This window comes from Curtobacterium flaccumfaciens pv. betae (assembly GCF_026241855.1).
Lineage (GTDB): Bacteria > Actinomycetota > Actinomycetes > Actinomycetales > Microbacteriaceae > Curtobacterium > Curtobacterium flaccumfaciens.
This window is the reverse complement of record NZ_JAPJDC010000001.1, coordinates 3,230,198-3,243,707: the sequence shown is the minus strand read 5'-3', so window position 1 is coordinate 3,243,707 and position 13,510 is coordinate 3,230,198. Positions and strand designations below refer to the sequence as shown.

The 13,510-nt window shown below is 71.9% G+C and carries 13 protein-coding genes; 5 read left to right on the top strand and 8 right to left on the bottom strand.

What is annotated here, in order from left to right; all coding sequences use genetic code 11:
• The first annotated feature begins 2 nt into the window (after positions 1–2).
• Both ORG17_RS15215 and ORG17_RS15210 read left to right on the top strand, forming a co-directional pair.
• On the top strand, positions 3–881 hold the full coding sequence (locus ORG17_RS15215) for an amino acid ABC transporter permease (RefSeq protein ID WP_214526313.1): 879 nt from the start codon (positions 3–5) through the stop codon (positions 879–881).
• Complete coding sequence (locus ORG17_RS15210; RefSeq protein WP_027466571.1) at positions 878–1,654, top strand: amino acid ABC transporter ATP-binding protein; 777 nt, start codon at positions 878–880, stop codon at positions 1,652–1,654. Before ORG17_RS15215 ends, ORG17_RS15210 begins: the two co-directional genes overlap by 4 nt.
• On the opposite strand, the gene ORG17_RS15205 is transcribed toward ORG17_RS15210, so the two are convergent.
• The gene (locus ORG17_RS15205) at positions 1,651–2,616 is read right to left on the bottom strand and encodes an NAD(P)H-quinone oxidoreductase (protein ID WP_182065295.1); all 966 of its coding nucleotides are present in this window, start codon (positions 2,614–2,616) and stop codon (positions 1,651–1,653) included. The two genes, ORG17_RS15210 and ORG17_RS15205, sit on opposite strands and share 4 nt — an antisense overlap.
• Before the next feature lie 149 nt (positions 2,617–2,765).
• Here ORG17_RS15205 and ORG17_RS15200 point away from each other — a divergent pair, with 149 nt between their 5' ends.
• On the top strand, positions 2,766–3,218 hold the full coding sequence (locus ORG17_RS15200) for a hypothetical protein (RefSeq protein ID WP_027466569.1): 453 nt from the start codon (positions 2,766–2,768) through the stop codon (positions 3,216–3,218).
• A gap of 95 nt (positions 3,219–3,313) precedes the next feature.
• On the opposite strand, the gene ORG17_RS15195 is transcribed toward ORG17_RS15200, so the two are convergent.
• From ORG17_RS15195 to ORG17_RS15180, 4 genes are all read right to left on the bottom strand, one after another.
• Positions 3,314–4,192, bottom strand: coding sequence for an aldo/keto reductase (locus ORG17_RS15195; protein WP_214526314.1), 879 nt, complete (start codon positions 4,190–4,192; stop codon positions 3,314–3,316).
• A gap of 76 nt (positions 4,193–4,268) precedes the next feature.
• On the bottom strand, positions 4,269–5,516 hold the full coding sequence (locus ORG17_RS15190; RefSeq protein WP_214526315.1) for an FAD-dependent oxidoreductase: 1,248 nt from the start codon (positions 5,514–5,516) through the stop codon (positions 4,269–4,271).
• 144 nt (positions 5,517–5,660) lie between these two features.
• Positions 5,661–6,128, bottom strand: a complete 468-nt coding sequence (locus ORG17_RS15185; protein WP_214526316.1) for a DUF6264 family protein — start codon at positions 6,126–6,128, stop codon at positions 5,661–5,663.
• A gap of 10 nt (positions 6,129–6,138) precedes the next feature.
• Positions 6,139–7,011, bottom strand: coding sequence for an HpcH/HpaI aldolase/citrate lyase family protein (locus ORG17_RS15180; protein ID WP_027466565.1), 873 nt, complete (start codon positions 7,009–7,011; stop codon positions 6,139–6,141).
• 184 nt (positions 7,012–7,195) lie between these two features.
• On the opposite strand from ORG17_RS15180, the gene ORG17_RS15175 reads away from it, so the two are divergent.
• Positions 7,196–11,023 (top strand): ATP-binding protein, encoded by a 3,828-nt coding sequence (locus ORG17_RS15175; RefSeq protein WP_083404080.1) that lies wholly within the window; start codon positions 7,196–7,198, stop codon positions 11,021–11,023.
• A gap of 355 nt (positions 11,024–11,378) precedes the next feature.
• Positions 11,379–11,963 (top strand): CDP-alcohol phosphatidyltransferase family protein, encoded by a 585-nt coding sequence (locus ORG17_RS15170; RefSeq protein WP_051596961.1) that lies wholly within the window; start codon positions 11,379–11,381, stop codon positions 11,961–11,963.
• A gap of 94 nt (positions 11,964–12,057) precedes the next feature.
• Here ORG17_RS15170 and mscL read toward each other — a convergent pair whose 3' ends face one another.
• The 3 genes from mscL to ORG17_RS15155 all read right to left on the bottom strand — a co-directional run bounded on the left by mscL (position 12,058) and on the right by ORG17_RS15155 (position 13,506).
• Positions 12,058–12,552 carry a large conductance mechanosensitive channel protein MscL gene (gene mscL / locus ORG17_RS15165; protein WP_214526317.1) on the bottom strand — a complete coding sequence of 165 codons (495 nt, stop codon included), beginning with the start codon at positions 12,550–12,552 and terminating at the stop codon, positions 12,058–12,060.
• A gap of 77 nt (positions 12,553–12,629) precedes the next feature.
• Positions 12,630–12,920 (bottom strand): FmdB family zinc ribbon protein, encoded by a 291-nt coding sequence (locus ORG17_RS15160; RefSeq protein WP_111058097.1) that lies wholly within the window; start codon positions 12,918–12,920, stop codon positions 12,630–12,632.
• Position 12,921: 1 nt separating this feature from the next.
• Entirely contained in the window at positions 12,922–13,506 is a 585-nt protein-coding gene (locus ORG17_RS15155; protein ID WP_071244110.1) for a 5-formyltetrahydrofolate cyclo-ligase, read from the bottom strand.
• Positions 13,507–13,510 lie beyond the last annotated feature (4 nt).

Here is a 13,510-nt window from a genome sequence, read left to right as displayed (position 1 = left end):
GGATGACCCTGCCAGCAGGGGCCGGCACCCCGGTCGCCGCACCCGCGCCGAGCCAGGTCGAGCTCGAGCGTCGGCTCTACCGTCGCCAGCGTGGCCGTCGCTCCGTCGTCGTGTCGGTCGTCTCCACCCTGGTCGTGCTCGCCGTCGTGTACTTCGGCGTCGTGAACACCCCCGGGTGGGCGGCGGTGCAGCAGTCGTTCTTCGACCCGGAGACCGCGGTCGACACGTTCCCGGACATCCTGCTGGGCCTCTGGTTGAACGTCCGGATCCTGTTCTTCAGCGCCATCGGCGTCGCCGTCTTCGGCACGCTGCTCGCGGTCGTCCGCGGTCTGCGCAACCCGGTGTTCTTCCCGCTGCGGATGGTCGCGACCGGCTACACGGACCTGTTCCGTGGCCTGCCGCTCATCATCGTGCTCTACCTGGTCGGCTACGGCATCCCCGGGCTCGGGGTGTTCCCGCGGCTCCCCGCCGAGGTCTGGGGCACGATCGCGATCACCCTGACCTACTCGTCCTACATCGCCGAGGTGCTCCGCGCCGGCATGGAGGCCGTGCACCCCTCCCAGCGCCTGGCCGCCCGGTCGCTCGGACTCTCGCACACCAAGACCCTGCGGCTCGTGGTGCTGCCGCAGGCGATCCGCAAGGTCACCCCGGCGCTCATGAACGACTTCGTGTCGATGCAGAAGGACGTCGGTCTGGTGTCGATCCTCGGGGCCGTCGACGCGGTCCGCTCCGCCCAGATCGCGCAGGCCGAGACCTACAACTTCACGCCGTACTTCGTCGCCGGGCTGCTGTTCGTGCTGATCAGCCTGCCGCTGATCCGCGTCACGGACGCGATCGCGCGTCGCCAGCAGCGGCGCGAGCAGATCGGAGGGACCGTATGAGCGAGGCCGGCCTGGAGGCCCGTGGTGCGTCCGGTACGGACGCCGCGGTCCTCGAACTGCGCGGGTTGCGCAAGGCCTTCGGCGAGCACGAGGTCCTGCGCGGGATCGACCTGACGGTCCACCGCCACCAGGTCATCTGCGTCATCGGGGCCTCGGGCTCCGGCAAGTCGACGCTGCTCAAGACGGTCAACCTGCTCGAGGGCATCGACGACGGCGAGATCCTGCTGCAGGGCACGGACATCGCCGACCCGCGGATCGACGTCGACGCGACCCGGGCCCGCATCGGTGTGGTCTTCCAGCAGTTCAACCTGTTCCCGCACATGACCGTGCTCGACAACGTGACGCTGGCCTCGCGGCAGGTGCACGGCGTCGGCAAGGCGCAGGCCGAGGAGACCGCTCGTCGGCTGCTCGACCGGATCGGCCTGGCCGACTTCGCCGATGCGTACCCCGACCGCCTGTCCGGCGGGCAGCAGCAGCGCGTCGCCATCGTCCGGGCGATCGCGTCCGACCCGGAGCTCCTGCTGCTCGACGAGGTCACGAGCGCCCTGGATCCGCAGCTCGTCGGTGAGGTGCTCGACCTGGTCACCGAGCTGAAGCGACAGGGTTCGACGATCCTGATGACGACGCACGAGATGCACTTCGCGCGGAACGTCGCCGACCGGATCGTGTTCCTGCACCGCGGCGAGGTCGTCGAGCAGGGGTCCCCCGCCGACGTCCTCGACCACCCGCAGCACCCGGCGCTCGTCGAGTTCCTCGCCCGCGTGCACGCCTAGGGCGTCAGCAGCACCTTGCCGATCACCTCGCCGTCGCGCACGCGGCGGTGGGCCTCCTCGACCTCGGCCAGGGGCAGCACCGAGTCGATGACCGGGCGCACCCGGCCGTCGGCGACCAGCGGCCAGACGTTGTAGCGGACCGCCTCGACGATGGCGGCCTTCTCGGCGAGCGGCCGTGCGCGCAGGGTCGTGCCGCTGATCGTCGCGCGCTTCCGCATCAGCACCCCGAAGTCGAGCTCGGCGGTGCGGCCGCTGCCCGAGGCGATGACCGCGACGTGCCCGTTCGGGGCGAGGGCCTGCAGGTTCCGCTCCAGGTAGGACGGTCCGACGACGTCGAGCACGACGTCGACGCCGACACCGTCGGTGAACGCCATGACGCGTTCCACGAAGTCCTCCGTGCGGTGGTCGATGACCAGGTCGGCGCCGAGGTCCCGGGACGCGGCGACCTTGCGGTCGCCGCCGCTCGTCGCGATCACCGTCGCCCCGAGGGCCTTCGCCCACAGCACCGCGTGCGACCCCATGCCGCCCGTACCCCCGTGCACCAGGAGCGTCTGCCCGGGGCGGAGTCCGGCGAGCATGCCGATGTTGGAATAGACCGTGCACGCGGCTTCGGGCAGTCCGGCTGCCTCGACCAGGTCGACGCCCTCGGGGACCGGCAGCACCTGGGTGACCGGCGCGACCACGAGTGCCGCGTACCCGCCGCCGGAGAGCAACGCGCACACCCGGTCGCCCACCGCCACGGTCGTGACGCCCGCGCCGACGGCCCGCACGGTGCCGGAGACCTCGAGCCCGAGGATCTCCGACGCCCCGGGCGGCGGCGGGTAGTTCCCGGCGCGCTGCTGCAGGTCGGCGTTGTTGACGCCGGCCGCGGCGACCTCGATCAGGACCTCGTCCGTGCCGGGTTCGGGGTCGGGCAGGTCGGTGACGGACATGGAAGCGTCGTCGAACGTGATGGCTCGCATGCCCTCGACGGTACGCGCCACCCACCTCCGGCCGGCTGCCGGTCGCCCACAACCGCCGCCGGTGTCCCTGTGGAGGTTCCCTGTACGCTCGACGACGGATCTGCACCTCATCCGGGGGAGTGCGGACAGATCGAGGGGGACTCTCCACCATGCCCAAGAAGCTCATCGCGCTGGCCACCGCCGGCCTCGCACTCACGCTGCTCGCCGGTTGCTCCGGCGGCGACTCGGGCTCGTCCAGCGCACCGTCGGCCTCGAAGACCGCCGCCGCAGCACCCGCCCAGACCAAGGGGGAAGCCTGCTCCCTGCTCGAGAACGAACTCGCGTCGTTCCTCAAGGAGCAGGGTTCCAGCTCTGCCCCGGCCGACCCGAAGGCCCGTGCGGCGCTCGTCGACGAGTTCGTCCAGCGCATCGACTCGGCGCTGACGAAGGTCTCGAACGACCAGGTCCACGACACGTTCGAGGACTTCTCCGGCGCGGCGAAGGGCTACAGCTCCGCCATCCGCTCCGGTGCGGCCGAGGACTCCGCCGAGGTCAAGAAGGCCCAGACCGAGGTGCAGACCACCCTCGACCAGGTCTCGGCGGTCTGCCCCGCCAAGAGCTGAGCGGTCCCACGCGCAGCCCCGCACGTGACGACGCCCCGCCGCTCCTGGACCAGGAGCGGCGGGGCGTCGTGCTTCCCCCGTCGGGGGAACGGGCGTCAGACGGCCGCGGGCTGCGAGGCGTCGAGGCGTGCGACGTCCTCCGGCCGGAGCCGCACGGTCGGCGCCGTGATCGAGTTCAGGATCGACTGCGGCCGCGACGCACCGGGGATCGGCACGACGACGTCGCTCTTCTGCAGCTCCCACGCCAGCGCGATGACCTGCGGGGTGACCCCACGGTCGCGGGCGATGTACGCGAAGTCCTCGAACGCCGTCCCGAGGTCCGCCGCGCTCCCGATGCCACCGAGGGGGCTCCACGGCAGGAACGCGATGCCGAGCTCGTCGCACAGTTCGAGCTCCGGCTCACTCGACCGGAACTTCGGCGAGTACTGGTTCTGCACCGACGCCAGGCGTCCGCCGAGCACCTCGTTCGCGGTGCGGATCTGGTCCGGGTCGGCGTTCGAGATGCCCGCCATCCGGATGACGCCCTCGTCGAGCAGCTCGGCGAGCGCCCCGATCGAGTCGGCGTCCGGCACGGCCGGGTCGGGGCGGTGGAACTGGTACAGGCCGATCTGCTCGACGCCGAGCCGATTCGCCGAGGCCTTCGCCGCCTCCTTCAGGTACTCCGGGTGCCCGTTCTGCGCCCAGTTGCCGGCCTCGGGGCGCAGGTGTCCGCCCTTCGTCGCGATGAGCACGTCCGAGGTGTCGTCGTGGAACTCCCGGACGGCCCGCGCGATGAGCTCCTCGTTGTGCCCCACCTCGTCGTGGCCGCCCAGGTGGTACGCGTCGGCGGTGTCGATGAGCGTGACACCGTTCTCGAGCGCTGCGTGGATCGTGGCGATGGACTGACGCTCGTCCGGCCGGCCCTCGATCGACATGGGCATCCCGCCCAGACCGATGGCACTGACGGACACGTCTCCGATGACTCGTTGCTTCATCGGCCCAGCATGCGCCCGGCCCCGACGCCGACGCCCAGTTCCCGCACGACGAGGTGCCCGCACCGACGAGCCCCGGTCACCGACGCGCCCATTCCGGCGCGTGCTCAGGCAGCGGACCGAACGCGATGCCGCGGGCGTAGAGGCCCCGGACCGGCGGGACCCAGCGCGCGAGCAGCACCGGGAGCAGCGGCGGACCGTCCTGCAGGTGGCCGGCGAAGGCTCGCTCGAACACGACCCGGTGCAGCACGGCCTGCGCGGCCTGCACCAGGGCTGCGGGCGGGGTCCGACGACGCTGGACGGCTGCGAGCGCCCGGGCGAGGCCGCCACCGCGGAGCCCCCGTCGGAGTGCCGGCACCAGGATCGTCGCCGTCGCCACCGCGTCCTGCACCGCGAGGTTGATGCCGACCCCGCCGGCGGGGGACATCGCGTGTGCGGCGTCCCCGATGCAGAGCAGCCCCGGCCGCCACCACCGGCGCAGGCGGTCCATGCGGACGTCGAGCACGTGCACGTCGTCCATCGAGGCGATCGCGTCGACCCGGTCCGCGAAGTCCGGTCGGAGCCGCGCCACCCGGGCACGGAAGGCAGCCACCCCTGCAGCGCGCAGGGCCGCGTCCGAGCCCTTCGGCGCGAAGTACGCGACCTGGTGGTAGTCCGGCCACGGGAAGCTCAGCAGCACGTCCCGGTCCGAGAACGCGGGGGTGAGGGCGCTCGCCGCGTCCCCGGGGTGCCGGGGCAACCGGAACCACCAGGTGTCGAACGGCACCCGGAACGCCCGTGGCACGAGCCCGGCGGCGCGACGCAGCACCGAGTTCCGCCCGTCGCAGGCGATCACGACGTCGGCGCGGAGTTCCTCGGGTTCGCCGGCCCCGTCCCTCGGCCGCAGGTGGACCCCGGTCACGGCCCCGTTCTCCTCGATGAGTCCGGTCGCCGCGAGGCCCATCGAGATGCGGAACGACGGTTCCCGACGGGCGGCGGTCACGAGCAGGTCGAGCAGGTCCCACTGCGGCACCATCGCCACGTGGTCGTACGGGGGCGCGAGACGCGAGAAGTCACCGAGCAGCAGCCGCGAGCCGTCGGGCATCGGCAGCGAGAAGTCGTCGAGGCGTGACTGCGGCAACGCCCGGAACGGTGCACCGAGTCCGAGTTCGTCGAGCAGCCGGATGGTCGAGGCGTGCACCGTGTCGCCCCGGAAGTCCCGGTTGAAGTCGTCGTGCTGCTCGAGCACGCGCACGTCGATGCCGGCGCGAGCGAGCAGCAGCCCGAGGACGACCCCTGCGGGGCCGCCACCGACCACCGCGACCGTCGTCCGCGACACCGTCACCATGCCCGGGACGCTACCCCGGTCCGGACCGGAGGCGCGTGGCGGCCCCGACCCGCGCCTCCAGGCCGGAACGCACACGCGTTCGCAGGCCCGACACGCGGCGGACGACCGGTGTCCGGTCGGACGGGTGGTGTCCGTGCGCGTCGATCACGCGCTGGCGGACACCGACGACGATCCGGACCCGCTGTCGACGGCGTTCACGAAGACGACCCCGCCCCAGGTGATGACGACGATCGCGAGCACGAAGCCGATCGCCGCGATCCACCACGACGGCTTCCGTCGGATCCACGCGCCGATCGACAGCACGATCGTGGCGACCCCGATGACGAAGGCGCCACCGACCGCGATGGCCGCGCCACCGAAGTACCCACCGGGTGTGCACCCGGCCGAGGCGTCGCACTCAGCCGTGGCCGAGGCGATCGCGACGATGCCGACGACCGCCGTGATCGCGGTCATGACGGCACCGAACACCAGGAGCAGCACCGTCGAGATCCGGTCGGCGAGCTTCGCCGGCGGGAACAGCGTGGTGCCACCGCGCTCCCACGCCGCGCGCTGCGCGTCCGTGGGGCCGGAGGAGGACTGCGGCGGAGGGCCGGGGACGTTGGACCAGGTCATGCGTGCAGTCCTACCGCGCCTCGACCCCGAACGCCTGTGCGAGCCGCTGGATCTTCTGCGCCCGACCGAGCCGCGGCAGGTCGGAACCGTCGCGGATGACCCGGCCGCGGGCCTCGAAGTCGTCGAGGAAGTCCTGCGCCCAGGCGACGTCGGTCGGCGTGGGGGAGATGACCTCGTTGATGACGGGGAGCTGCTCGGTGTCCAGGCACAGCTTGCCGGTGAGGCCGAGCGACACGGCCACCTGCGACTGCTCGCGGAGGATCGGGTGCGACGACCCGACCGTGGGGCCGTCGATCGGACCCGGCAGGTCGCCGACGCGCGAGGCGACGACCAGCTTCGACCGCGGGTACGCCATCGCGAGCGTGTCGGCGCTGGTCCCGGTGTCACGGCGGTAGTCGCCGGAACCGAAGGCCAGGCGGAACGCGCCCTGCGCCTTGGCGATCGACACGGACTCCTCGATGCCCAGGGCCGACTCGACCAGGGCGATCACCGGCGTCTGGCCGCCGAGCCGGTGCCAGGTGTCGGTGACCTGCGCGGGGGACTCGGTCTTGGCGAGCATGACGCCCTGCAGCCCGGGCAGGCCGCGGAGCTCCTCGACGTCGTCCGCCCAGAAGTCCGTGGTGACGTCGTTGATGCGCACCCAGGCCTCGCCGCCGCCGGCGAGCCAGGCGGCGACGCCCTGCCGGGCCGAGGGCTTCGCGGCGGGGTCGACGGCGTCCTCGATGTCCAGGATGATCTGGTCGGCGCGGGAGCGCTGGGACTTGTCGAACCGGTCGGTGGCGGTGCCGGAGACCAGCAGCCACGACCGTGAGATCTCGGCGGGGACCGATCGACGCCGGTTCGGCGTGGGGGCGGACGGAGTGGTGCGGTCGTCGATGGCCATGCCCCGTTGGTACCACACCGGACGGGGCCACCGTCGGATCGGACGCGCCGCACGTCGGGTCTGGCGTGCTGCAGGTCGGGTCTGACGCCGGTCAGGTCCGTGCGGAAACCCCGAAACCTCGGTTCATTGCCAGAGAGGCCGTCCGGTTCCGCCTACAGTGTCGGATGTGTGGCGAGCGGACAGGGTGACCGACGGTGAGGACGACGTGAACGACGACGTCCCCGTCGAGGGTGCCCGCGCGCGCCCCGACGACGATCGAGACGAGCAGCAGGACGTGGACCAGGAACGGACCGACGACGAGCCGGACCGCACGCTCCGCCCGGAGCTGCAGATGACGAGCCCGCAGGCGATCAGCCTCGGCGACCCGCGGTTGCAGGCCGGCAACGCGGCCGAACCGACGTGGGACGGCTGGCGCACCCAGCTGACCGGTGTCGGCGGCACGAGCCCGCTCACGCACTTCAGCGACCACCCGCGCGCCCGCATCGAGCTCTCGACCACCCACCCGGGCGGTCTCGCGCAGTTCATCACCGGCAAGACGACCCTGTTGTCCAGCCTGATCCGCGACGAGGTGGCGCTCCGTGCCGCCCGCGTGGCCGCCGGACACGTCGAGGCGAAGGGCACCGAGCTGGCCACCGTGCGCGGCATCGACGCCGTGAAGCTCGGCATCGGCATGGCCGACTGGAAGCACGGCGACGAGCAGTTCCGCGGCCCGGTGCTCCTGCGCCCCCTGGCGATCCGCCGACACGGACGCGACTTCGAGGTGCGCCTGCTCGGCGAACCGGTACTCAACCCGGGCCTCGCCGACGCGCTGCACGAGCAGTTCGGGGTCATCCTCGACGCGCAGTCCTTCGTGGCCCTCGCGCAGCAGGACGGCTCCTTCACGCCGAACCCCGTCATCGACCGCCTGCGTGGCCTGACCGCGCACATCCCCGGCTTCTCGGTGCACGCCCGACTCGTGGTGTCCACCTTCGCCGAGGTCGCGACCGGGATGGTCGAGGACACCGGCGACCTGTCGCACCCCGTGCTCGACGCCCTCGCCGGCAACCCGAGCGCGAAGTGGCAGGTCGAGCAGTCCTACCACCCGGTCGAGCAGACCCCGTCGGACGAGCGCAGCCCGGAGACCGACACGCTCCTGCTCGACGCCGACGACGAGCAGGAGAACGTGATCGCGCAGATCACGGCCGGCAACTCCATCGTCGTGAAGACCCTTCCTGGCACCGGCGGCACCCAGACCATCGTGAACGCCCTGGGCGGCCTGGTCGCCGCGAACAAGCGCGTGCTCGTCGTGAGCCCGCGCCGCGCGACCCTGCGGGGCATCGCCGCCCGCTTCGGTGAGGTCCAGCTGCCCGGGGTCGCGGTCACGCCGTCGACCCTGCGCCGCGACGTCGTCCGTGCCATCGCCCGGAACGAGAAGGCCGCGCGTCCGAACCTCCGCGAGGTCGACGACGCACTGGTCCGCCTGCGCAAGGTGCTGAAGGACTACCGCGGATCGCTCACCCGCAAGGACCCCGACTTCGGCGTCTCGGTGCTCGACTGCCTGGTGGAGCTGTCGCGCCTGTCGCTGCTGCCCGTCGCCCCGTCGACCACCGCGCGCCTGTCGAAGCAGTCCGTCGCCTCGATGGTCGACGGCCGTTCGCGCGTCGCCGAGACGATGGTCAGCGCCGCGAACCTCGGTGAGTTCCGCTACGGCCCCGACGACTCGCCCTGGTACGGCGCGAAGTTCGGTTCGAGCGACGGTGCCCAGCGTGCGCACCGCATCGCGAAGGACCTCGACGCCGACGGCCTGCCGACCCTGCTCCGCCGCGCCCACGACCTGGTGAGCTCGACGCACATGCGCCAGTTCACGACGATCAACGAGCTCGGCATCTACCTGCGCCTGCTCACCGAGATCCGTGACACGCTCGACCGCTTCCTGCCGGTGGTCTTCGACCGCTCGGTGTCCGAGCTCGTGGCCGCCACCGCCCCCCGCGGCGAGGGCGCGCCGATGTCGTCGACGAACCGTCGCCGGCTCAAGAAGCTCGCCCGCGAGTACGTCCGTCCGGGCGTGCACGTGTCCGACCTGCACGAGGCCCTGACCCGCGTCCAGCAGCAGCGGGTGCTCTGGCAGCGCTACGTCGCCGCCGGGGTGAACCCCGAGGTGCCCACGGGCATCGCCGACGTCCAGGTGCTGTTCTCGAACGTCGCCGAGGACCTCGCGCGACTCGACGAGCCGCTGGGCCGCACCGAGCGCGACCGCCAGCTCGCGAACACCCCGGTCGACCAGCTCGTCCCGACCATCGCCGAGCTCGCCGCAGAATCCGACGTCCTGCACAACCTGCAGGAGCGCACCGAGCTCATGCAGACCCTGCGCGACCTGCAGCTCGAGCCGCTCATCACCGACCTGGCGAACCGGCACGTGCCCGACGTGCAGGTGCCGGCCGAGCTCGAGCTCGCCTGGTGGCAGTCCGCCCTCGAGACCATGCTCGAGTCCGACCGGGCCCTGCTCGGCGCGAACACCGACATGCTCGACCGGGTCGAGGCCGACTTCCGCCTGGTGGACGACGCCCACGCGGCCGGGGTCTCCCAGGGCCTCGCGTGGCAGCTCGCCGAGAACTGGAAGGTCGGTCTCGTCGACTGGCCCGAAGAAGCGACGGCGCTCAAGACCCAGCTCCGCGACGGCGCGATCACCTCGCGCCTGCTGCAGGACTCCGCACCGCACCTGTCCCGGTCGATCGCACCCGTCTGGCTCGCCAGCCCGTACGAGGTGCCGCAGATCGCCGACACGATGCCCTTCGACACCGTGATCCTGGTCGACGCCGGCGCCGTGACGATCGCCGAGACCGTCGGAGCCGTCCGTCGTGCCCGGCAGACCGTCGTGTTCGGTGACCCCGTCACCCAGACGCCGTCGCCGTTCCGCATCGCGGTCGACCCCGAGCACCGGGCGCTGCAGGTCGACGAGGGCACGCTCGACGCGTTCCACGCCGACTCCGCCCTGGCGAAGCTGTCCACCCTGCTGCCGACCCTTTCGCTGTCGCGGTCGTACCGCGCCGGCGGCGAGGACCTCGCCGAGCTCGTGAACCGTCGCTTCTACGGCGGCAAGATCGAGTCCCTGCCGTGGGCCGGCTCGTTCCTCGGCCACGGGTCGATCGCGCTCGACTACGTCAGCGACGGCAAGGCCGTCCCGGACCCCGAGTCCGGTGCCGTCGAGAGCGTCGACGCCGAGGTGGACCGCGTGGTGCGGCTCGTCATCGACCACGCCCGCACCCGTCCGACCGAGTCGCTCATGGTCATCACCGCATCGGCGAAGCACGCCGTGCGCGTCGAGCAGGCCGTGCTGACCGCCGCCCAGGGCCACAAGGACCTGACCGAGTTCGTCATCGGCGACCGTGCCGAGCCGTTCATCGTGGCGACGCTCGAGCAGTCGGTGGCGCAGAGCCGCGACCGCGTCGTGTTCTCCATCGGCTACGGCCGCACCCCGCACGGCCGCGTGCTGCGCGACTTCGGTCCGCTCGGCAAGCCCGGCGGCGAGCGGCTGCTGGCGGTCGCCATGACCCGCGCGCGTCGCTCGATGGTCATCGTCACCTGCTTCCAGCCGTCGGACATCGAGGCCGAGCGCATGGGCCACGGCACCGTCGCCCTGGCCGAGATCCTGGCCGAGGTGCGTGCCCGGACCACCGCCGAGTACGTGCCGGACGACTCCGACCCGCTGCTCGTCGACCTGGCCCGGCGCCTCGAGATGCGTGGCATCCCGGTGGCGCTCGGACACCGCGGCAAGCTCGGCCTCGTCGCCGCGCACGGCGGGGTGTGCGTCACGATCGAGACCGATGCGTCGCTGGTCAAGGGATCGCTGCGCGAGTCCCTGCGCCTGCGTCCCGAGGTGCTGCGCCGACTCGGCTGGCACTACGTGCGCGTGCACGCGTTCCAGCTGTTCTCCGACCCGGACCGCGTCGCCGACACCGTCGCCGCCGTGCTCGGGGTCGACCGAGGCGCCACGCAGGAGATCTCGATCCCACCGATCCCCGCCCGCCGGTGAGCACGCAGGATCTCGATCCCAGCGTGTCCACGGTCGGCCCCGCCCGCCGATGAGCCGCCGGGCCTCGCGGCCCGCCGGTCCGGTGACGCCGGAGACGGACCAGCTGGTGGGCACGTGGACGCGGGCCGACGACGCGTCGTCAGCCGCGCCTCCCGGCCCGGCAGCATCGTCCGGACGCGAGACGGCGGACCAGCCGGGAGGCCCGGCGCGGCGCCGCAGACGCGTCACCACCCAGCCGGTGGCGGGCTACGACCCCGCGCCGCCGCCGGAACCGGCGCGGCACCGCGACGGTGAGAACGACGACCAGCTCCGACGCGACGTCCCCCCGCACTGGTAACCGGTAGCCTGGCCCGTGATGACTGACACCGCGCGACAGCGCCCCGACTGGCAGACCTGGCCGAACCTGATCACGCTGTTCCGCCTCGTGCTGATCCCGGTGTTCATCGGCCTCGTCGTCGCCGGCCACCCGGGGTGGGCGCTCGTCGCCCTCGTCGTGATCGGCGTGAGCGACTGGGCGGACGGCTTCATCGCCCGCAAGTTCGACCAGGGATCCAAGCTCGGCAAGGCGATCGACCCCGTCGCCGACCGCCTGGCCATCATCGCGATCGTGCTGTCCCTGGTGCTCGTCGGGCTGCTGCCCTGGTGGGTGGTGGCGGTCGTGGTGCTCGTCGACCTGGTGCTCGTCGTCCTGTCGAGCGTACTGTTCCACGGCAATCCGGACCTCGACGTCACGTGGACGGGCAAGATCCGCTCGGCCCTGCTGTTCGTCGGGCTGCCGGTGCTGCTGTTCTCCGCGGTGCACACCGTCGACGAGAACGCACCGTGGGTCCGGGTCGTGGCCCTGGTGTTCGTGTACCTCGGCACAGCGGGCCACGTGCTCGCCGGCGCCCAGTACGCCGTCGCGATGTTCGCGAAGCGCCGCGCGGTCCCCGCCGCCTGACGGGCCCCCGCGCAAAACACCGGTGTTCACGCTGCGCACCGCGGTTTGCGGGTGTGCGGAGCGGGAACACCGGTGTCGTGCGAAGGCGCCTGGGCTAGAGCTTCGTCGAGCCGCCGATGCCGGGCCCCTCGGGAGCGTTCGACGGGGCGATGTGCGCGCCAGCGCTCGTGGCACCGCCGGTCTGCGGCCGGAGCAGGTCGCGGATCTCGAGCAGCACCTCGACGTCGGTCGGGGGCACGTCCTGCGGGGTCTGCTCCTCGTCGTTCTTGACGCGCTCGAACGCCGCCTTCTTCAGGTGGTTGACCGGCACGACGAGCGCGAAGTACACGACCGCGGCGACGATGACGAAGTTCAGGACGGCGCCGATGATCGCGCCGAAGAGGATCTTGGCGCTGCCGCCGGAGACCGTCGGGATGCTCCAGATGAGCGCATCGTTGAGGCTGGAAGCGTTGAACACCGCACCGATGAGCGGGTTGATCAGGGCGTTGACGATCGTGGTGACGATCGCGGTGAACGCCGCACCGATGACGACTGCGACGGCCAGGTCGATGACGTTGCCGCGGAGCAGGAACTCCTTGAAGCCCTTCATGCGAGGGTCTCCTTCCGGGTCGAGGACGGCCGCCGAGTGGCGACGCGCCCCAACCTATCCGGAGAGCGCAGACCGCGTCAGGACGCGGCGGGCTTCGAGCCGCTGGGCTTCGACTCGGTCTTCTTCGCCGGCTCGGACTTCTTCGGCTCGGACTTCGCGGGGGTGCTCGACGAGCCCTCGGACTTCGGGGCCGGACGCGAGTCGGTGCGGTAGAAGCCGCCGCCGTTGAAGGTCACGCCGACGGGGGAGAACACCTTCCGCAGGACGCCGCCGCAGACCGGGCACTCCGTCAGGGTGGCGTCGGAGAAGGACTGCTTGATGTCGAACGCGTTGTCGCACTCGGTGCAACGGTACGAGTAGGTGGGCACGTCAGCTCCGGAACGTGATGATGCGCGACGGCGTGATGATGCCGTCAACGGGTTCGTCGTGGGGTTCGCGCGGGACCTCGTCGAGGTACTCCGCGTCGAAGATCACAGCATAGACGGGCGGGCGGTTCGCCATGGACCCGAGGGTCTTGTCGTAGTAGCCGCGGCCCCAGCCCATGCGGACGCCGTCGTGCCCGACCGCCGCCGCCGGGGCGAGGATCGCGTCGACGTCGTTGATCGCGAGCGGGGACAGGACCTCGCCGACCACCTCGGGCAGGCCGAGCAGGCTCTCGGTCTCGCTCTCGCCGTCGCCGACGGCCCAGTCGAGCAGCCCGTCCTCGCGGGTGACCGGCAGCAGCACGCGGATGCCCTGCCCGAACGCCCAGTTCAGGAACGGGCGGACGTTCGGCTCGTCCGGTGCGGACAGGTACAGGGCGAGGGACGTCACCTGGCGTTCCTCGACGAAGCGCTGCAGGGTCGCGGTCAGGGTCTGGGTGTCCGCGTCGCGTTCGGTCGTGGTCCGGGTGCGCCGCCGCTGCCGGAGTTCGGCTCGCAGGGCGCGCTTCTCGTTCCCGAGATCGGCGATCATGGGC

Excerpts from the sequence above, each read along its gene's own strand:
- ORG17_RS15170 (WP_051596961.1), top strand. The coding sequence starts at position 11,379 with ATGACTGACACCGCGCGACAGCGCCCCGACTGGCAGACCTGGCCGAAC.
- ORG17_RS15190 (WP_214526315.1), bottom strand. The coding sequence starts at position 5,516 with ATGGTGACGGTGTCGCGGACGACGGTCGCGGTGGTCGGTGGCGGCCCC.
- ORG17_RS15210 (WP_027466571.1), top strand. The coding sequence starts at position 878 with ATGAGCGAGGCCGGCCTGGAGGCCCGTGGTGCGTCCGGTACGGACGCC.
- ORG17_RS15185 (WP_214526316.1), bottom strand. The coding sequence starts at position 6,128 with ATGACCTGGTCCAACGTCCCCGGCCCTCCGCCGCAGTCCTCCTCCGGC.
- ORG17_RS15200 (WP_027466569.1), top strand. The coding sequence starts at position 2,766 with ATGCCCAAGAAGCTCATCGCGCTGGCCACCGCCGGCCTCGCACTCACG.
- ORG17_RS15195 (WP_214526314.1), bottom strand. The coding sequence starts at position 4,192 with ATGAAGCAACGAGTCATCGGAGACGTGTCCGTCAGTGCCATCGGTCTG.
- ORG17_RS15180 (WP_027466565.1), bottom strand. The coding sequence starts at position 7,011 with ATGGCCATCGACGACCGCACCACTCCGTCCGCCCCCACGCCGAACCGG.
- mscL (WP_214526317.1), bottom strand. The coding sequence starts at position 12,552 with ATGAAGGGCTTCAAGGAGTTCCTGCTCCGCGGCAACGTCATCGACCTG.
- ORG17_RS15155 (WP_071244110.1), bottom strand. The coding sequence starts at position 13,506 with ATGATCGCCGATCTCGGGAACGAGAAGCGCGCCCTGCGAGCCGAACTC.
- ORG17_RS15205 (WP_182065295.1), bottom strand. The coding sequence starts at position 2,616 with ATGCGAGCCATCACGTTCGACGACGCTTCCATGTCCGTCACCGACCTG.
- ORG17_RS15215 (WP_214526313.1), top strand. The coding sequence starts at position 3 with ATGACCCTGCCAGCAGGGGCCGGCACCCCGGTCGCCGCACCCGCGCCG.